At 58.1% G+C, this 19850-nt stretch carries 11 protein-coding genes and 2 pseudogenes; 9 read left to right on the top strand and 4 right to left on the bottom strand.

Annotated features, from left to right (window positions below; all coding sequences use genetic code 11):
• Positions 1-89 precede the first annotated feature (89 nt).
• The 5 genes and pseudogenes from NCR98_RS31525 (at position 90) to NCR98_RS31505 (ending at position 4765) form a co-directional block, all read left to right on the top strand.
• On the top strand, positions 90-548 hold the full coding sequence (locus tag NCR98_RS31525) for an Xre family toxin-antitoxin system antitoxin (protein WP_250528334.1): 459 nt from the start codon (positions 90-92) through the stop codon (positions 546-548).
• Positions 545-1012 carry an RES family NAD+ phosphorylase gene (locus NCR98_RS31520; RefSeq protein ID WP_250528333.1) on the top strand — a complete coding sequence of 156 codons (468 nt, stop codon included), beginning with the start codon at positions 545-547 and terminating at the stop codon, positions 1010-1012. The genes NCR98_RS31525 and NCR98_RS31520 overlap by 4 nt, the downstream gene beginning before the upstream one ends.
• Before the next feature lie 753 nt (positions 1013-1765).
• On the top strand, positions 1766-2464 hold the full coding sequence (locus NCR98_RS31515) for an FAD-dependent oxidoreductase (RefSeq protein WP_250528332.1): 699 nt from the start codon (positions 1766-1768) through the stop codon (positions 2462-2464).
• Positions 2436-2830, top strand: a pseudogene (locus tag NCR98_RS33575) (oxidoreductase dimerization domain-containing protein). The gene NCR98_RS31515 and the pseudogene NCR98_RS33575 overlap by 29 nt, the downstream one beginning before the upstream one ends.
• Positions 2831-3034: 204 nt before the next feature.
• A complete protein-coding gene (locus NCR98_RS31505; RefSeq protein WP_250528330.1) occupies positions 3035-4765 on the top strand; it encodes a CocE/NonD family hydrolase in 1731 nt (576 codons plus the stop codon).
• A 645-nt stretch (positions 4766-5410) separates the two neighbouring features.
• Here NCR98_RS31505 and NCR98_RS31500 read toward each other — a convergent pair.
• Positions 5411-6607, bottom strand: coding sequence for a GAF domain-containing protein (locus NCR98_RS31500; RefSeq protein ID WP_250528329.1), 1197 nt, complete (start codon positions 6605-6607; stop codon positions 5411-5413).
• A 212-nt stretch (positions 6608-6819) separates the two neighbouring features.
• Between NCR98_RS31500 and NCR98_RS31495 the strand changes: the two genes are divergently transcribed.
• From NCR98_RS31495 to NCR98_RS31475, 4 genes are all read left to right on the top strand, one after another.
• Complete coding sequence (locus NCR98_RS31495) at positions 6820-8529, top strand: methyl-accepting chemotaxis protein (RefSeq protein ID WP_250528328.1); 1710 nt, start codon at positions 6820-6822, stop codon at positions 8527-8529.
• A gap of 34 nt (positions 8530-8563) precedes the next feature.
• A complete protein-coding gene (locus tag NCR98_RS31490; protein ID WP_250528327.1) occupies positions 8564-10468 on the top strand; it encodes an EAL domain-containing protein in 1905 nt (634 codons plus the stop codon).
• The gene (locus tag NCR98_RS31485; RefSeq protein ID WP_250528326.1) at positions 10441-12915 is read left to right on the top strand and encodes a putative bifunctional diguanylate cyclase/phosphodiesterase; all 2475 of its coding nucleotides are present in this window, start codon (positions 10441-10443) and stop codon (positions 12913-12915) included. Before NCR98_RS31490 ends, NCR98_RS31485 begins: the two co-directional genes overlap by 28 nt.
• Before the next feature lie 1379 nt (positions 12916-14294).
• Complete coding sequence (locus tag NCR98_RS31475; protein ID WP_250528325.1) at positions 14295-15254, top strand: chemotaxis protein; 960 nt, start codon at positions 14295-14297, stop codon at positions 15252-15254.
• 514 nt (positions 15255-15768) lie between these two features.
• Here the strand turns inward: NCR98_RS31475 and NCR98_RS31470 are convergent.
• The 3 genes and pseudogenes from NCR98_RS31470 to NCR98_RS33425 form a co-directional block, all read right to left on the bottom strand.
• A pseudogene (locus NCR98_RS31470) lies at positions 15769-16008 on the bottom strand (DDE-type integrase/transposase/recombinase); the annotation flags it as partial.
• Between the two features lie 166 nt (positions 16009-16174).
• Positions 16175-17968 (bottom strand): putative bifunctional diguanylate cyclase/phosphodiesterase, encoded by a 1794-nt coding sequence (locus NCR98_RS31465; RefSeq protein WP_250528324.1) that lies wholly within the window; start codon positions 17966-17968, stop codon positions 16175-16177.
• 273 nt (positions 17969-18241) lie between these two features.
• Entirely contained in the window at positions 18242-19801 is a 1560-nt protein-coding gene (locus NCR98_RS33425; RefSeq protein WP_284504012.1) for a methyl-accepting chemotaxis protein, read from the bottom strand.
• Between the last annotated feature and the right edge of the window lie 49 nt (positions 19802-19850).

Below are 19850 nucleotides of genomic sequence, written 5' to 3'. Positions count from 1 at the left end.
GACGTAACGTTTTGCTCATTTGATAGTAATCTTGACACCAAATGGGCAAGTTGCCATAATGGGTGTATGGTCATACCCAATTGGAGACTATGATGCCTGCAACTCGATCCTCGGCCAACAAGGCCACGCCAAGCGGCGCACGCGCTTCGCGACTGGCCGCCTTTACTCAACTCGACCCCATAGCGCAAAGCCGCGAGATCCGGCTGGGCTTGGAGCCGAACATCATCGGTCTTGTCGCTTCCGAGGTCTTGAACACTAGCGTCCAATCGTTGCTTGCAAGCCTGCGTATTCCGTCGAGCACTGTGACGCGGAAGCTTGCCGCTGGCGACCGCCTGAGTAGCGGAGAGTCTGATCGCGTGTCGAGGGTCATCCTGATCCACGCACACGCCGCTGACGTATTTGAAAGCGGCGAGCTTGCTGCAAAATGGATGCAGACTCCCCACGCGGAATTGGGCGGCGAAAGTCCCATCTCCATGCTAGACACGCAGGCCGGGTACGATGAAGTGCAGAGAATCCTCCAGCGGATTGAGTTCGGCGTCGGCGTATGAGGCTTTTTCGTTTGGCCAAGGAGAAGCCCGGAAAATATCGCGCTGACGATCTGAGCGGCAATGGCGCTGCAATAGCTGGCGGACGCTGGAATCCGGTCGGAATGCCCGCCCTGTACACGAGTCTAAATGCGGCAACGGCGGTCCTTGAGGTCCGTGTGCATGCGTCGGGCATTCCTCCTGCGGGAAACCTCTTTCTCGTGGAACTAGAAATCCCCGATCAGCTGGTTGACGAGGGCTATGAACCAGGTCTGCCTGCAAACTGGACCGCGTTGCCAATACCTGCATCGACCGTAGACGTCGGCCGCCATTGGCTTATGCAAGGAACGTCGGTCGCGATGAAAGTGCCATCTGTAGTGTGTCCGGCTGACTGGAACCTCATCCTCAATCCACTTCACAGCGACTACCGCGAACTCAAGGTCATTCGTCAAGAGGCGTTCGGGCTCGATCCGCGACTGTTTTGCTGAACGCACTGTGAAACATGACGCCATGGACAACCGCGACGCCTAGCCTATGCCCGTCCTGTCGAGAAGCTAGGGCCGCTCTTAGTTGACCATCGGGCGAAACCACCCAGAGGCGTCACGGTTCGCCGCGATCAAAGCGTTGGGCGCGGCAGCAAACGCGCTCGCCATGATCTACGGGCCGACCATCTTTCCGCCCAAGAGTCACGAAGAGCAATTAGAGTGGGCGTACCGGATCTTGCAGGCCGGCTTTGCTGGAAATGTCGACGTGACGGCGAAGCGTCCCCCCGAAGCGATAGGAAGTGATCAGTATCAGCTACCCGAGCGCGCGCGTGCCGTCGTATTGCTGCGCCTAGACCCGGGCTCATCGTCTGTGCGGACATCGAACGCTGTTACCGGCCACGAAGAGTCATTCGCTCGCTTCCTTGCTGGGACATCCAGGCGTCGGCTCTGTCCAGAGATCAGTCGTATATGAACCGATCAAAGAGGTGTCTGGTGGCGACGATGCGCGGCCCCGCAAGGCAGCTTCTATCGGAAAATGCATTATCTGCCTACAACGGCCAAGGTAGCTTCCCTGGCGGCGGCTGACATTCGCCGGTTGCGCGGGCGGTCTCGAGATATTCCGTCAGCGATCGACTCCGCTCGCATCAGCGCGACGAGACCATTCAAATGATTCAGCGCCTCGCCCTGCACGCCGCCCGTCAACGTCGATGTGCGGACTACAACCCGCCTAGGCAAATACGCCGGAACGAAGCGGTCATGCCATGGGCGTCGGGCGCTTGTCGGGCCGAAGACCGTCGAAGTTCGACTCAACGCCGCGGCACGAGCACGCTCGCGGGCAAACAGGTGGTGGTGAACGTCGGCACGCATGCCGCGATTCCGGCCGTGCCGGGTTTGCGGGCCTCCCAGCCGATGACGCACATCGGCGCGCTGGATCTCGACCGCGCGCCGGAGCATCTGATCGTGCTCGGCGGCGGCTATATCGGCGTGGAGATGGCGCGGGCGTACCGGCGTTTCGGGAGCCGCGTGACTACCGTCGAGCGCGGTGCGCGATTGATGGCGCGCGAGGACGCGGACGTCGGCGACGAGATGCTGCGCATCCTTCGGGCGGTAGATATCGACGTCGTACTCGACGCGCAGACGATCCGCGTCGAAGGTCGCTCGGGAACGCAGATGCGCGTCGTCGTGCGGACACCTTCGGGCGAGCAGATCGTTGCGGGCAGCGACATTCCGGTTGCCGCGGGACGTTCTCCAACACGGCCGATATCGGTTTTGAACGGGACGGCGTGCAACTCGACGAGCGCGGTATTATCCCGTGAAAGATCGCCTGCCGACATCGGCGGACAATGTCTGGGCAATCGGCGAGGTCGCAGGGAGCCCGCAGTTCAGGCATGTCTCCGTCGACGATTTCCGCATCGTGCGCAACAACATGGCGGGCGGACATCGCAGCACGGGTGATCGGCTGATTGCGTACACGTTGTTCACCGATCCGCCACTCGCGCGCGTTGGCCTCAACGAAACGGATGCACTGCGCGCGGGGATCGCCGTGCGGGTTGTAATGCCACCGATGCGCAACGTCTTGCGCACGGAAGCGCCGACGAAACGCAGGATTTCATGAAGGTGCTCGTCGGCGCGGATGATGACCGCCTACTCGGCTTCACGATGATCGGCTCGGAAGCGGGCGAAGTACTGGCGGCGATGCAAACGGCGATGGTCGCAGGCATCCCGTATCCGCAACTCCGGGATCCCGTGATTTCCCATCTGACCGTGGCGGAGGGTCTGGGGCCGCTGCTGGAGAAGCTTCCCGAGCGTGTGGTGAAGTGAGGCTTGTGGCCGCGTAGGCGGACTCTGAGCGGTGAGCCACTGCTCGTGCCGCAGCGCTTGCCGGTGGACTGCGAGCATGGCAGCGACAAGCGCGGCATTTCGTGCGGGCAGTACGAGGCCGCCATTCATGTTCGGCGTTAGTTCTCGATTTTCGATCGTTTTCGACTATTACAATGCTCTAACACCAAAGCAACGGCGAGCAAGATGACTGCGCATACGGCACGACAGAGTATTGGACCGCTGACCTTGGCGTTTCGTCGGATAAGGAACGCTTTTCGCCCTCAGGTTCACTTATACGCGATACCCAGCGGTATTCACGCGGATTGGGATGTTCCGGTAAAGGTTCGTGACGGAACGACGCTGCGCGTCAATGTGTTTCGCCCGTCGAGCGGCGATCCTGCGCCGGTGATCATGTCGGCTCATCCGTACGGCAAGGACATGATTGCCGCGCATAGTCGAAGCGGCCGGGCCGTCGACCTGCAATATCGACTCTTTCCGCAGCCCCATTCTATTGCGATCTCCGAGTGGACGAGCTGGGAAGCGCCAGATCCCGGCTTCTGGGTGCCGCAAGGATACGCGGTGGTGAACGTCGACCTGCGCGGCGGAGGCACCGCCGAAGGTATCGGCGAACTGTTCTCCGATCAGGAAGCCCGCGACTATTACGACGTGATTGAGTGGGCCGGCACGCAAGCGTGGTGTTCCGGGCGCGTGGCGCTCAACGGCGTGTCTTACCTCGCGATCAGCGAATACAAAGTGGCAGCGCTGCGCCCGCCGCATCTTGCGGCCATTTGTCCGTGGGAGGGGTTTAGCGATCTGTATCGCGACTTTGCACGTCCCGGCGGCATTCGCGAGGACGGCTTCACGATCGTCTGGGACAAGGGGCTCAAACGGGGCGGAGTCGCGACTAGCACCCGATTTCGGGAAGAGATCGTCAATCGTCCAGAACGGGACGAATGGTACGAATCCACGGTTCCTGACCTTGAGCGCATCGAGGTTCCGATCCTGGTATGCGGCAGCTTCTCGGACCACTCGCTGCACACGCAAGGCTCGTTCGAGGTTTTCCGGCGCGGCGGCTCGGCTCTCAAATCGCTCTACACGCATCGTGACGGCAAGTGGTGCGCTTTCTATGGCAAGGAGGCTTCCGCGGCGCGGCTGCGTTTCTTCGATCACACGCTCAAGGGCATCGACAACGGGTGGGACAGCGAGCCCGCAGTTCGTCTGGCGATCCACGATAACGGGCCGGAACCGGTCGCCGTTGTCGGTGAGCATAACTGGCCGCCCGGCGATCTCCAGTGGCGTACGCTTTCACTCGATCCCGGCTGCGGAACGCTGATCGAAGAAGCGCCGCGGGCTCAGGCGACATCCGTATCGTTCGACACGCGACGAGGGGCAGCGCAGTTCGTCTGGACAGTGCCAGACGATATCGACGTGATCGGACCTATGGCGCTGCGTTTGCATCTTGAAGTGCTGGGCGCCGACGACGTTTTCGTTTTTGCGGGCGTGCGCAAGTTTCGCAATGGCGTGCAGATCCAGTTCGAAGGCTCATTCGGCTTTTCAGGCGACATGGTCTCCAAAGGATGGCAACGCGCCGCGCATCGTGAACTCGATGAACGGCTTTCCACCTCTGTACAACCGGTTCATACGCATCGTTTCGCCGAGCCGCTGCGTGCAGGCGAGATCATTCCAGTCGAGGTCGCGTTGCAGCCGCATGCGACGCGCTTTCTGAAAGGCGATGTGCTTCGCCTCGACATACGAGGCAAATGGCATTTTCCGCGCGATCCGCTTCGTGGCCAGTTTCCTTCTTTCTACGAACCCAGCCCGAAGGCGGTATGCGTCCTTCACGCGGGCGGGGCATTCGACGCTCGACTGCTGATCGGAACGAGGCTCGTCAGCGCGACGACGGCGAAGTGCGATGCCGCTCGTTTGCGCGGTTGAATCTCCTGGATAACGATCAGTCCGTCCGTTCGCCGCGCATGTTGCTGCCGCAACCCGAAGGGCCGTTGAGGGTCGCTTTCACCCATTGGGAAACGCGGGAACTGTTGCCGGGTGACGTCGCGAGAAAGGAGTGCGGTGGTGGAGGGCGGTGATTGTCCCTCATGATGGACTGGGCAGCCGGCATTAGGCCCAAGGCAAGTTGGCACGCCAGGTTTCCAAGCTGGACATTCGTCGGATAGACTCAACTAAAAGTTTTCACTGATACCCTCGACCACGACTGCAGTTACCCGCGGCGAGCAGAGGGCAATTGATTTACCGCGCCCAAAGCTATCTTGACAGCGAGTGTCCGCGGCTATGTGAAAAGATGCCTACGACCGCCTGAACCGCTTCGGCGATGATCGGCGAAGCCTCGCCGCTGTCGAGTGGCAGCACGGATGTAGTAACGACCGTTTCACCCATGCTCAGACAACCCGGCTGGCTCGCGCGGTGAGACGCTGAACGACGCGCTTCGTGCGGATAACTAACGGAAAATCGCTAATTACCATTTTGTAGAAGCTGACGAATCGATTTACTTACCCGCAGCGGCAGGGGCAACTTTCGAGCGCGACGACCGAGAATTCGATGCGTAGCCCTACGCCGCACAGCTCAGCCCTTCGCTTTTCTAAGCTGCCGATTGCGTGTCTGCAGATTGATCTTGTCCGATACAAGCGCAGCAAGTGTGCGCAGCATCGCCATTTGCAGTGCTTTAAATGCCCGTGGCGCGCGATCAATTACGCACAGCGCGCCAAGCGCGTACCCCTCATAGTCGATGATCGACGCTCCGGCGTAAAACCTTATGCCCATATCGCCGGTGACAAGTGGATTGGCGCGGAACCGTACATCTTCGGCCGCATCCTCAACAATCAATCCGTCCGGTTGCGCGATGGTGTAATTACAAAACGCGTAGTCTCTGGGTGTCTCCTGAGTCGCCAAGCCGTAGCGGGCCTTGAACCATTGTTCCTTGGCGGTGAGCAACGTAATCAATGCAATCGGCGTTTTCGCGACGTTTGCCGCCAACGCAACGATCTCGTCGAATTCTTCCTGCTGCGGACTGTTGACCAGATTTGTGCGGGCAACCGCCTGCAAGCGCGCCAACTCCTGTGCGGCCGCAACATCGGCGACGGCTTCTAGATACGGCGCGATTGCAGCGCGCAATTCTTCCGGTGCAGCGCGCTTGCTCACGAGACGCATGCGCGTATCGCCGAGATCGAAGCGCAACTCTTCCGCATTTAAATCGGACAGTACGACGATGTTCGAATGCGCAAGTCTCGGCGATGCAAGGAGCCGCTTGAGCAAGGCGATCCGCTCCCAATCGAGCCGATCGATCTCCATCACGACCGATGCCGGCATTTGATGCCCCGCCTCGATCAAACCCAGCAGCGCGTCATTGGCTACGCTGACCTGAACGGCGGGCACGCTGGCCAAGCTTTCGCTGCATCGCCTGCCTGCGCCTTCGCTGGCGATGATCAGGACGGTATAGGCGGTTTGAACCGGCGAGACCAGCCGCCGCTCGCGAAGCGCGAATACGGCGCTTCGCCGGACGCGGCGGTGCCCGCCCGGCGTTTTCCACGAGTCGATCGCACCTTCTTCCACCCAGGTTTGAACCGTGCGAATCGATACGCCGAGTATTTCGGCTGCCTCGCGCGTAGTTAGGATCGGATCGCTTTCCATGTCTATGACGTTACTCAAAGCTCTTGCCGCCGAAGATAACGAAAGCTCTGCAAACATGCAACCGTATGCTCGAAGGGAAATTCTGGCAAAAATGAAACATCGCTCGGTGCCATGCGCGTCGACCGTTTGCATGTTCGCATGCGTAGTTTAGGAGGTAGTTTAAGCCGACGTGAGTGATCGACCGTACGCTTCCAGCGGTGACTTTACCGGCAAACGTTAAAAATTTGGAAAAAACTTAAGTTCGCCGGAGTGCTGCCGTAAGGGGAGTCATGGCGCGTATTAGGATCGTCCGGCATGGGCCGAGTCTTCAACGCGACAACGACAACGACGAAACGGACCACGACATGAGAGCTTTACGAAATATAAGAATTGGGGCGAAGCTGGGCATCGGCTTCGGATTGACGCTGTTGGCGCTTTGCTTGATTAGTGGACTGGCCCTTTTTCAGGTCTCGCAGGTCTACAAGGGAACGGCGGAACTCGCAAACGACTGGCTGCCGAGCGTGCTCACGCTTGGGGATATCCGCTCCGGAACGAATGCGGTAAGACGCGGCTCGATGGGCGCGCTGCTGGCGACCAATGCACAGGAAAAGGCAGCGCAAGTGCAGAAGCGTCGTGAAGGTCTGGCGACGCTCGATCGCGCGATGACGGCCTATCAGCCCTTGATCTCCAACGCAGAAGAGAAGCAACTCTTCGACGACTTCAACACGGCTTGGGCTGCATACCTCGTCGCGGACAACAAGATCAATGCGTTGAACGATGCCGGCGATGACCACTTCACTGCCGCGCGTGAAGCTGCCGCGAATGAATCGGCACCTTTGTTTGTGGCGGTATCGACATTGATCGATCGTGATATCGCGCTCAATACCAAGGGGGCGCGCGAATCGGCCGAAACGGCTGCAGCCGACTATCACCGCACGCTGATCGTCACTTCAGTCCTTGCCTCGTTTGCCATTGCGCTCAGCATCGCGATCGGGTTCTCGATCACGCGTTCGATCTTGGTGCCAATCCGCCGTTCGCTCGAAGTCGCCGAGACGGTCGCTCAAGGTGATTTGACGTCGCATATCGTCGATGACAGCAAGGATGAAACGGGTCAACTGCTTCAGGCACTGCGCAACATGAACGAGCGGCTCGTCGATATCGTCGGCCGTGTCCGGAACGGGAGCGAGAACATTGCGACGGCTTCCGCCGAGATCGCGTCGGGCAACACCGATTTGAGTCAGCGCACGGAAGAGCAAGCGGCATCGCTTCAGCAAACGGCTGCGAGTATGGAGCAACTAACATCGACCGTGAAGCAGAACACGGAAAACGCGCAGCAAGGCAACACACTTGCAGCGAACGCGTCCGAGGTAGCGGCGCGCGGCGGTGCGGTCGTGAGCCGTGTCGTCGATACGATGAAGGACATCAGCACGAGCTCCGCGAGGGTGGCGCAGATCATCGCGGTAATTGAGGGAATCGCGTTTCAGACCAATATTCTTGCGCTGAATGCTGCCGTGGAAGCGGCGCGAGCGGGTGAGGAAGGGCGCGGCTTTGCCGTCGTCGCCGGCGAAGTGCGCACGCTCGCGCAGCGAAGCGCTGCGGCCGCGAAGGAGATTAAGGACCTGATTGGCGAATCGGTCGCCAAGGTCAGCGTGGGAGCGGAACTTGTCGAAGAAGCGGGACGGACGATGAGCGAAGTCGTGCAGTCGGTGAAGCGCGTCGCCGATCTGATGGGCGAGATTTCGGCCGCGTCATCCGAACAGCATACGGGCATCGAGCAGGTAAATGTCGCTGTATCGCAGATGGATGAAGTGACGCAACAGAATGCCGCGCTGGTCGAACAGGCGAGCGCCGCGGCGCAGTCGATGGCGCAACAATCCGGTGCGCTTCGCGATCTGGTTTCCGTGTTCCGTCTGAGTGGCAGTCCGCAAAGGGACGTGGGCATTCGAGTCGAGACAAATCGAAAGCTGGAGCCAAAACGAACGCAACGTACGGAACGCGCGAACGCCGCGCCTCGCGCTACCGCAACACCGGCTCGTGTGACGGGACCTGCGTCGGGCGAATGGCAGACCTTTTAATCGACAGAAATTCGTCTCCTGACGGACGTCGCACATGAATGCTCGTAGATCGGATTATGCACGTGGGCGCGGCTTTGCAAGACGCGCTTATGTGTTGCGGACTGTAGGACTCACCCTTGGGCTGGTTTTCGTCCAGATGATCCTTTGGCGCGAGCATTCGCCGTATGCGGTGAAGGCCTATATTGCGGTGTATTGCGTCGTCTGGCCACACATCGCATACCTGTTGGCGCGCCGGTCGCGCACGCCGGCAAATGCGGAAAGAATCAACATGTATGTGGACGATTTCGTGAGCGGAACGTCCGTTGCAGCAATGAGTTTCACGTGGCTTCCCAGCACCCTTGTCCTGCTCATGTTCATGATGAACAATGTAGCAGCAGGGGGTTGGCGCCAGTTGGCCAAGGGGTTCCTGTCGTGCGCCTTGGGGACGTTGATCGGAGCAGCCGCTTTTGGCGGGCGGATGGAGCCAGAGTGGATTCCCGATGCACCGACGTTGTTGGCCTGTTTGCCCATGCTCGTGGTGTATCCCTTGGCGCTCGGGTTGGCGAGTTATCGCACCGCATTGAAGCTCGCGGAGCGATCGAAAGCATTGAGAAGCCTGAGCGAGCATGATCCCCTGACCGGTTTGCTGAACCGGGGCACGTTAAGTTCCCAACTGGGTCTTCTGCTCGATTCCCAACGCGGCAAGCGTCAATTGCTCAACGTGCTCTTTATCGATCTCGACGATTTCAAAATCGTCAACGACTCGCTCGGGCATCGCGTCGGCGATCAGCTTTTGACGATTGTTGCGTCGAGACTGCGGGACGCAACGGACGATGCCACCGAAGACATCGCCCGGTATGGCGGCGACGAGTTCGTTATCGTGTCCATCCGCTCGCCTGTGGAAGCCGTCAGGGGTCTGGCGGGCAAGGTCATCGAGGTGATCAATCAGCCGGTCACCCTCGCGGGGCAGGTGATACAAGTGCGTGCGAGCATCGGCATCAGCACGTTCCCGGATCACGGCAATGATCCTCAGGCGCTGCTGAGTCGCGCTGATGTCGCCATGTACGCCGCAAAGGCGGGCGGGCGCAATCGCATCGTACAATTTAACGAGCAGTTGCATCTTGCCGCTGCCCGACGCCTCAATCTCACCGCACGCCTGCAGGCGGCCCGATCGATCAACGCGTTCGAGTTGCTGTATCAACCGCAAGTCGATATGGGTTCGGGGCATATCATCGGCGCAGAGGCTTTGATACGGTGGAACGATCCGTTGCTCGGCAGCATTTCCCCGACGACTTTCATCCCTATCGCTGAGTCCGACGGGCAGATTCATGCGATCGGCGAATGGGTGCTGGCCGAAGCGCTTGAACAGGGACGAAGATGGCTCGATGCGGGATTGCCGCCCATGCGCATCGGCGTGAATGTCTCTCCTGTTCAGCTCGAAGAGCCGCGCTTTCTAGAACGAGTTCAGCGCTCACTGACCTTGCACAGGTTCCCGCCACAATGGCTGGAACTCGAACTGACTGAAGGCGCGTTGATACGCGATATCGATACAGTCGAGCAGACGCTCGAAAGGCTAAACGAAGTCGGGGTATCGATCGCGATCGACGACTTCGGGACGGGGTATTCGAGTCTCGCTTCGTTGCAGCGCTTCGACATCGACCGAATCAAGATCGATCAGAAGTTTGTTCAGGCAATCGGTGTGGCGCCGCGCGGCGAGGCGATCATCAAGGCGGTGATCACACTGGCGGACGCACTTGGGTTTCAGATCGTTGCAGAAGGGGTCGAGACCGTCGAACAGCGCGACTTTCTAACGGAGAGTGGTTGTGTGATCGGACAGGGGTTCCTGTTTGACAAACCCCTGACGGCCGATGCGATGGACGCACGGTTGCGACAGCGCCTTCTGCCTCACGATACCAGTAATAAGGATAATGGATGCATAACCATTTGCGACACTCCCTAGTCGCACAAATCCTCGACTGCATCGTCGATGCGCACGATCGCCACACGATGCTTCTCGCCGCCCTCGTGTGCGCCGTCGGCATTTATGCGTCGATCGCGATTGCACGTCACGCCGCGCGATCGAGCGGCGCGGTGCGCATCCGGTGGGGTTCGACGAGCGTGCTGTCGAGCGGCTGCACAGCGTGGGCGACGCACTTTATCGTCTTGCTTGCCTATCAGCCTAATATGCGGGTGGCGTTCGAACCTGTTCTCACGGCGATCTCGCTGACATGCGCGGTCGTAGGTATCGGCGGGGGCGTAGTCGTGTCTCTCAGCAGCCGTCGCGGTCCAAGGCAATTCGCAGCAGGAGTCATTATTGGCGTGGGCGTCGCGGCGTTGCATTATGTAGGACAAAGCGCGTATCTGGTGCAAGGAACGATCAGATGGGATCTTACTCTGGTCATTCCATCGATCATTGTGAGCCTGCCGATCTTCGGGTTCTCGATGATGGCGATCGCAAGCCGCAATAGGACATGGCAAACATGTGCCGCGCCGTTGATGCTTTTGGGCATCGCCATATTGCACTTTTGCGGCATGGCGGCGATGACCTTGCAACAAGACCCCAGCATCGAGTTTCCGTCGGATGCCGTTGCGCCGCAGACGATCACACCAATCGTTGCAGGGATTTCTTTGGCGTTGATCGCGCTTGCTTTTCTGGGCTGGCGCTTCGATCTTGCAGCTACAGCCAGAATCCGTCAAGACAGGAAGAGGTTGCGTGATCTCGCGGATGTTGCGCTTGAAGGGCTGTTAATTACGCAGAACAACATAATCATCGCGGCAAACCGGAGCATAGAGCGCCTGTCAGGTTTGAAGCAGGACGATCTGACGGGAAGCGAAGTCAGCCGGCTTCTGCCGGCGCTCGAACTCACCACGCTTTTAGAGAATGAAGAGCGCGAAGCGAATCTCATTGGCATAGACGGGATCATCGTTCCAGTGCGCGTGCTGCGCTCCACGGTTCCACTTGGGCACAGTGTACAGACGGTCATCGCAGTGCGCGATCAGCGCGAAAGGCTGCGCACCGAAGAAAAGATGCGCCGACTCGCGTTTGCCGATCCGCTGACGGGCTTGCCCAACCGCACAAAGTTCACCGAGTTGCTGGAGCGGCATACGTGCACCGAACGACGCACCGACCAGGGCCTCGCAATACTGCTCATCGACCTAGATAGCTTCAAGATAGTGAACGATACCCTCGGTCATGCGGTAGGGGACGCCGTGCTGCAAGACGTCTCCATTCGACTTTCGACGCTCGTCAAAGACAGAGGTATCGTCGCGCGGCTCGGGGGCGATGAATTCGTCGTGATGCTTACCGGCGACGTCAGCGATGTATCCGCGTTTGATATTGCGAGCAAGGTCGTCGAGCAACTTGGTGCGCGGCCGTTTGATATCGATGGTAGAACAATTCATATCGGTGCAAGCGTCGGGCTTGCGTTGTTCCCCGAAGACGGCGGCGACCCCTCGTCGCTGCTGCGCAATGCCGATCTCGCAATGTATCTCGCGAAGAGCGAAGGCAAGGGGACGGTTCGGCGTTTTGAGAAGATCCTGCATGAGCGGCTTCAAGAACGGCAGAGCCTTGAAGCGGGTCTTCGCATAGCATTGTCGAGTGGTCAACTCGAAGTTCATTATCAACCGCTCGTCGATGCGGCATCAGGCCGTATTACGTCAGCCGAAGCCTTGGTGCGCTGGCGGCATCCATCGCTTGGACTTATCGCCCCCGCCACCTTTATTAGTCTTGCGGAGGAGACGGGGCTGATCGTGCCGCTCGGGACTTTTGTGTTAAAGACTGCGTGTGCCGAGGCTGCAACCTGGCCGCCTGAGATTGGCTTGGCGGTCAATCTGTCGCCTGCGCAATTTCACGACAAGTCGATTGCGTCGATCGTGGCATCGGCTATCGAGGATGCACATCTTCTTCCGCAGCGACTCGAAGTGGAGGTGACGGAAGGCGTGCTGCTTGCCGATACGGGCGCGACGCTCGAAACGCTCAACCGCCTGCGCAGCATGGGTGTTCGCGTTTCAATGGATGACTTCGGAACCGGTTACTCGTCCCTCAGCTATTTGCGCAGATTTCCTTTCGATCGATTGAAGATCGACCGATCGTTCGTACGCGGCATTCCGTCCGATGCGGAGAGCGTCGCGATCGCTCGAGCCATCATTACGATGAGCACGTGTCTTGGTTTGCTGGTGACTGTGGAAGGTGTCGAAACCGCTGAACAGTATGCCTTTGCGGTCTCAGAAGGTTGTACGAGTATTCAAGGCTATTACATCAGTCGGCCAATGCGGGCGGAGGCGTTCGCCGCGTTTTTGATTGCCTGGAATAATCAGGCACCGCCGAATCCATCGACGGGCAGAAAGATCGCTGAAAAGAGCATAGTGCTGCATCATAGCGACCTAAGGTCTGTTTTGAATTGGTAGACCTATGCAGCAGTCCCTGCAAGCTATATGTAAATAGTCGCGAAACATGGAGAAACACTTTGTGAGGACGGTACCACGCGGACGACGCGTCGTGAGATTCCACTACTTCGCGGGGAGTGGCATCCGGAAGTCTGCGCTGCACGTATCATCCGGTCGACCCGGCGCGACGGTCTGTCCACTCCGCCTCTAGCTTGATGCGTAGAGCGGATTGTTCGCGACGGCCGGTCGTGCGGCGTGCTAGTTTGATGCCATGCCGCATTACTTCTGCAACCGAGAACGATAATGGAAATCCGCTACCGGCTTCATCGACTACTCATCACTGAACAACCAGCTGCTGACGGCAACCGCTGCCCTGTGCTTCTTCGGATAATCAGCGCTGACGGGTAACACTTGCCCACGCTCTCTCTCGTTACCGAACCGGGTATCGATCGGGTATATCGCTCGGCTTTCGAGCGAGGGTTGAGCATGGTAGATGATGCTTGCGACAGTCGATTGACGAATCCACTGGACGAAGTTCAACCGCGCTATTAACTGCGCCGCTCAGCAATCAGTTGCTCTTTAGCCAATCGGCGCCCGTTCACAGCCGCCATGGCAGGTGTTGCACAGGCAGCAGTCAGTGCAGGAGCTCAATCTACGGTTCCCGGCGAGCCGCGCAACCGCACATAAGGTTCGAAGCCACCAGACGACCGTGCGTACCCTCCGGACTTCTTTTTTCCCATTAGCGTTATCAACGAACATGAGTAGCAGAATTGGACGTCAACAGCTACTGCAGACTAGTCAAGCTGCTCGCGCAGGAGAGCTGTGCGAACAATCCCCTCGGCGCGAAGCGGCGGCTCAGAAAGGTTACGAAAGGGCGTGCACAGAGAAGCGCTCGATCGATGTTTGGGTACGAACGTCGGCAAGCGGCGAGAAGCGGCCGGCCACGGGGCATCAAGGTTGCCGCCAAGGAACAAGCGTTGACAATCGAGAAAAGATTAAATGACTTACAGCGCAGTCCGCACGAACTGGCAAACTGAGACGTAACCGGTTTTGAGGCGGCTGGACGGCGGCATTACGGAGCAGATGTTGAGCTCCGAAGAAACGAATGCAACGCCGACTCCTGCCGCGACCGATGCCAGGACAGATTGCACGTCATCGGCCCGTTGCGTGATGCTCGGTGTAAATCCATGCTCGCTGCATCATGCGTCGACTTGCGCAGCTATTCCAGGTCCGCGCGCGCGGCGCAAGGCCAGGAGATCACAGTAGCGGTTGTAGACGAGCACCAGACCGTAAACATTACCTCTCAACCTGTCCAAACCGACAACGCGACTACTGCTTTCTACAGAAACATCGTGACGAAGCCGTTAGCCATGTATGGTAACCGTCGATGGTGGAAACAGATGAACAATGATCAGCATGATATTGAACAAAGAGTCCGTTTAGCGGGCAGCAACATGTTCGAGTTGCTGCTTTTTCGACTCGGCGCAACGCCTGGTACCGGCGCTCGCGAGCTCTATGGCATCAACGTTTTTAAGGTTCGGGAGATCGTGACAATGCCGACGCTCACGGAACTGGCGGGCTCGTCCAACAAAATTCTCGGCGTGGCGGACGTACGCGGCGAAATCATCCCGGTCATCGACCTCGCACGCGTCACGGGATGTACCCCACGCGAGGGAAGCCGTATTCTCTTGGTGACGGAGTTCGCTCGCACGACGCAGGGCTTCGCCGTCGAAGAGGTTGACGATATCGTGCGCCTCGAGTGGAATCGAGTGCTTTCGGCAGAGGGTCACTCCAGCGGTAAAGCAGTGACGAGCATCGCGCGCCTGGATGCCCACGCGGGCGGTCGGCTTGCGCAGGTCCTCGATGTCGAGCAAATTCTTCGCGACGCGCTGCCTGCAAGCGAACCGGAGATCAATGAGCAGAACACTGGACGCTTGACGCTGCCGCCGGGCGCACGAGTACTTGCCGCAGACGACTCCGGCGTTGCACGCGCCCTTATCGAAGAGAGCCTGAAGTCAATGGGGGTACCGTTGATTATGGCCAAGACGGGCCAAGAAGCGTGGGAACTGCTGGAGAAGGCAGGCGCAATAGCGGCGAAGGAGGGTAGGAAGGTCACGGATGACATTGCATTAGTGCTTACCGACCTTGAAATGCCGGAAATGGACGGCTTCACGCTTACCCGCAAAATTAAAGCCGCCGCTGCGTTGCAGATGATCCCCGTGGTCATTCACTCTTCATTGTCGGGATCCGCGAATGAACAGCACGTGCGAAAGGTAGGTGCAAACGCTTATGTATCAAAGTTTGTTGCGGCCGAACTTGCTGACGTAATGCGTCAGGCAATGTTACGGACAGCCGCGTGAACCACTCGCTCGACATCGCTTCGACGCCAACACTCTCGATCGCTAAAGATGCAGGCGGCAAATGGCAAGGTGGCCGACGGCCGAAAATTCATGTTGTCGGTCGTTGATCAAGTTGATTAAGTGATTCTCTTGTCCGTCGTTTCGATCGGGCAGCTGCATGCGTTCGCGAATGCTGAAGAGGGCAAAGAATTCGTTGACCTCAAAGCAGCGTACAAAACGCTTGCGCCGTCGGCTCACGATCTAATGCGGTACGAACTGCATTCGTTGCTCGGCTGACTGGTTGCAGCGAACCGTCGCAATTCAACTATTCACCTCGATGATCCAAACTGATAGACCTGTTCGGAGGTGGCGAATCAGCGCTCTCCGGCGAAGTATGCAGCCTTAAACTATGCAATGCATCTGAGCACTCGCTTAAGCATCCTCGTTACCTTTGCAACGCCCTGTGCACGACCGTGGACGGCTTTGTCGCGGACAGAGCGAGATCGCGAATTGACTACAGTATCAGTAGGATTGCTTATGTTGCCAGTGAGTAAAACTGCTGGGCATGAGAGCATCCGACGCCCCGTGCTTGCATTTGACCTTTGGCGATCATGTGCATGAGCTCAATGCCGCTCAGCAGTATCCAGGCACAACGGAACTTCTTGAAGCCAAGCATAGGCCGCGTGCGTCGCTTGACTGCCCGATGATCTTGCTCGATAACATTGTTCAGATACTTCTTCTGGCGAATCTTGATCGGTCTCGTACCAAGGCCGGATTCCGAGCCGTCATCAAGCGTCCAATCGTTCGTAGTGCTGGGGTCACATGATAGCCGACGTGACGCTTATTGCGACAAGCCGTTTCTCGGCCACCACGTACGCGACAACCTGAAGGTCGCGCCGACACGCTGGATAAGTTTAGTTTGAGTCAGACGTCAAAAGATGTTACAGGTGAAAGGCAGTTTGTTCGATCTCAAGCCACACCGAAAACATGTCCGCCTCCATTGGCCGACCAGTAAAGTACCCTTGAACTTCGTCGCATCCCCACTCTCGGACCTTTCCAAGTATTTCGGCGGTTTCTACCCCTTCGGCGACAGCCGTGAAGCCTAACTCATGAACGAGACGGATCACCGTGCGAACAATGGTCGCGTCACGTGGGCTATCGGAGACCGCTCTGACAAGCGCCTGGTCTATCTTCACGGTAGCCACGTCGAGATGGCTGAGTTGCGCAAGGTTGCTGAATCCGGACCCGAAATCGTCGATCGCAAGCGTCACGCCGAGCTCTCGAAGCTGACTTACCGCCAAGGCGCTGCGATCGGAATGTCGCATGAGCGAGCCTTCCGTTACTTCGATCTCCAATAGATGAGGGTTCACCCGAAAGCTTTTAAGCGTGGATTCGACCAACGGAACGAATCCGTCACGCGTCAGGTCCGATCCCACAGCATTGAGCGATAATCGAATTGTTGGATGGCTCGATTGCCACATCGCAAGCTGTCTTACGGCAGTTGCGAGCACCCAATCAGTCAGTGTGTTGACGAGCGCTGTGTTCTCGACGAGTGAAATAAATTCGCCCGGAGAAATGTCGCCAAGTTGGGGATGCCGCCAACGAACCAATGCTTCTGCGCCCAGGCAGACTCCATCGCTCAACCGCATGCGGGGCTGATAGACGAGGCGCAGCTGATTTTTCGAAAGCGCATCCTTAAACGAGTTAATCAGGAGAAACGCACGGTTGCGATGACGGCCCATTTCCGAGTCGTAGTACACCGCTTGCTTTTGCTCATCACGCGCACGCTCTACAGCGAAAATCAACGCAGCGATCAAGTCGGAGGGGTTAGCGGCTTCAACAAGTCGAACGACCCCAATCGAAGGCGTGACATCGATGGGCAGATCCGCAGCAACGGTCAAAGGTCGTTCGAACGCGCGGGTGACGCGGTCAAGAAGTTTTTCAATCTCTTTGCAGGACGCCTTCGTAACGAGACCATATCGCGCATAGCCGATTCGATAGAGCGTCATGCCTGGGCCGAGCGCGGCCGTGAGCCTTTTTGTGGTATCGACCGCCACGGCATTAATGGACTCCAGCCCGATAGCAATGACCATGCGGTTGATATAGTCCAGCGTGCATACATCAATGAGCACTGCCCGCGTAGTTGTCTCTACATCGGCTTCGCACTGCTCATCGAAAAGTGCTAGATCATCTAAGAATCGTGTCAGATTTGGAAGTCCGGTCACCTTGTCTCGGCAAGCCGTCGAGCGCAATGCGTCTATGCGCTGCGCGATTAAGTTGGCCAACGCTGAAAGGTGGGACCTCTCCCGAACACTGAAAGACGCCCGGGGCCGTGTACCAATGATGCACAACGTTCCAACAGCGTGGCCGTTGTTTGTTGTGAGCGGCGCACCCGCGTAGAACCGAATGAACGGCGCGCCGGCTACTAGCGGATTGTCATGAAAACGATCGTCATGATGGGTGTCGAGCACCACCATCGGTTCCCGGGACAAGATCGCATGGGCACAAAATGATGTCTCCCTTGATGTCTCGGCCACTGGCATGCCGACACGCGATTTGAACCACTGGCGGTCCGCGTCCACCAAAGTCACCAGCGAGATCGGCACGTCGAAAATGTCGGAGGCAAGGCGAGTTATGTCGTCAAAAAACGAATCGGGCGGTGTATCTAGCACACACGCGGAATGTAGTGTTCTTAGTCGAGCATCTTCATCGAGAGGGTAGGGCGGTGCGATCATTGCTTATTCACGCCAACGGAGTATCGCCCTCTCGCCCGACATCGGAATTGCCTTACTTTCGATCGGTGATAGCGCCGGTGCTCCCTCGGATGCTCCTTAGTTTGGTTAGATGGCCCGGACGTGTTGTCATGGCCGAAAATTGAACATCCTTAAAAGATGACGGCAGGCCGGGATGGAACTTGAGGGTTAAACCGTGCGTCAGCCTGTCTTCTTCGGACGAGTGGCAAAAGCCAACCGAAGAGGTCTACGTGCAAGTCGGCGCGCCGAAACCGTTTAGGCCTCGCTGATGGAAAAGAAAGCAACCGCGCCGGTAAGGTGTATCCCTTGATCATGAAGCGCCTGAGCGGCGGCCGCCGCCTCCTCAACCAGAGCGGCGTTTTGCTGGGTGACCTGATCCATTTGCGCGATGGCCTGATTCACTTGTTCGATGCCGCGACTTTGTTCGCCTGACGCCGCAGCAATTTCCTGCATGATGTCAGTCACTTTGGTCACAGCAGCGGTCACCTCAGCCATCGTCCGCCCCGCATCGCTTGCAAGGAGCGCTCCGTCCTGAACTTTTTGGACCGAGTTCTCGATCAAGGTCTTGATGTCCTTGGCGGCGCTTGACGAGCGTTGAGCGAGTGTTCGAACCTCGCTGGCGACGACCGCAAAGCCGCGCCCTTGTTCGCCGGCACGCGCCGCTTCTACTGCCGCATTCAACGCCAGGATATTCGTCTGGAATGCGATGCCCTCAATGATTGCGGTGATGTTGGCGATCTCGGTCGAGCTGTCGCTGATGCCGTTCATCGTTTCAACCACGCGGCCAACCACTGCGTTCCCTCGTCGAGCGATGTCGAAAGCGTTGCCCGCGAGCGATGCCGCATGTGAGGCGCTTTCGGAGTTGCTTTTAACGGCCGAATTTAGTTGTTCCATGCTGGCAGCGGTTTCTTCCAGCGATGCAGCCTGCTCCTCGGTGCGTTGGCTGAGGTCAGTGTTGCCGGTGGCAATCTCCCTTGCAGCGCATTCGACAGCGGTGCTGCTTTCTCGTACTTGGCCGATTGTTGCGGTCAATCGATCATTCATCTGTTGGAGCGCCCGCAACAGCGACGCCGTCTCGTCGCGACCTGAAACATGCAAGGTCGTTCGTAAGTCGCCTTGCGCGACCGCGTTGGCCGTCTGAACCGCGCGCTTAAGAGGCTCGACAATCGAGCGGGTGATGGCCGCTGCTGCACCGATCGCCAGCAGAATGGCGGCGAGACAAACGCCGAGCTGGATATTGCGGGTCAGGACGTACTGCTGATCATAATCGGCTGCGATATCAGCTTCTTTTTGTCGCGTGAGCGCCGCATACTCGTCTGTGGCATGGGTCAGCTTGGCAAGCAAGGGGCGGCACTCTGCGTTCATTTTCGCAATCGCCGCGTCCCGACGACCTGCATTCTCAAGCTCCAAGATCGCAGTAGCGACAAGGGCATAAGCCTGCTCAATCTCATCAATACGGCCAACGAGTGCGCGGGCCTGATCCGATGCATCGGGTCTCGCAACCAGCCGCTTGAGTTCCGTCAGATGTGCCTGAACGTCGGAATGGGCCGCGACGACATCCGTCTTCTCCAGTGCAAGATCAGACGCGGTGGTGACTAACACAATATTGCGCGCGGCGATGGCGCGTCGGTCGACCGCCGCGCGTAGTTGTGCGGCAACGTTTGCGCGCGCATTAACACCTTCCAAATAAGACTCGAATGCTTGTCGTGACTGATTGAGCGCGTAAATGGAGTTGATCGAAATACAGACCACCATGACAGCCAGAACCGAGAACGCGTATGCCAGCTTACTTTTGACGCTTAGATTGTGGAGCATCTTTTCTCTCAGGGAAAATACTTAATCTAGGTGGTTATTTGCCACTTTC

It is taken from the genome of Caballeronia sp. GAWG2-1, from assembly GCF_023631405.1.
In the GTDB taxonomy this organism is placed as follows: domain Bacteria; phylum Pseudomonadota; class Gammaproteobacteria; order Burkholderiales; family Burkholderiaceae; genus Caballeronia.
Note: the sequence above shows the minus strand (reverse complement) of the source record. Positions and strands in the feature narration are given on the sequence as shown.